1 pseudogene is annotated in these 283 nt (G+C 74.9%); it reads left to right on the top strand.

Annotated features, from left to right (window positions below):
• Positions 1-283 (top strand): annotated as a pseudogene (locus tag RT323_RS06565) (transketolase); the annotation flags it as partial.

Below are 283 nucleotides of genomic sequence, written 5' to 3'. Positions count from 1 at the left end.
CCGCCCTGCGCGCCGAGCCGCAGAAGGTCGCGACCCGCATCGCCAGCGGCGCGGTCCTGAACGCGGTCGCCACCGAGCTGCCGTGGCTGTGGGGCGGCTCGGCCGACCTCGCCGAGACCAACAACGTCGCGATCAAGGGCGCGCGCAGCTTCACGCCCTCCGCCTACGCCGGCGACGAGTGGCCGGGTGGCCCCGACGGCACCCTGGTGCACTTCGGCATCCGCGAGCACGCGATGGGCGCGATCCTCAACGGCATCGCGCTGGGCGGCCTGTCCCGCCCGTT

Source organism: Aeromicrobium sp., from assembly GCF_032084975.1.
In the GTDB taxonomy this organism is placed as follows: domain Bacteria; phylum Actinomycetota; class Actinomycetes; order Propionibacteriales; family Nocardioidaceae; genus Aeromicrobium.
The sequence above is the reverse complement of the archived record's forward strand: the minus strand, read 5'-3'. Positions and strand labels throughout refer to the sequence as shown.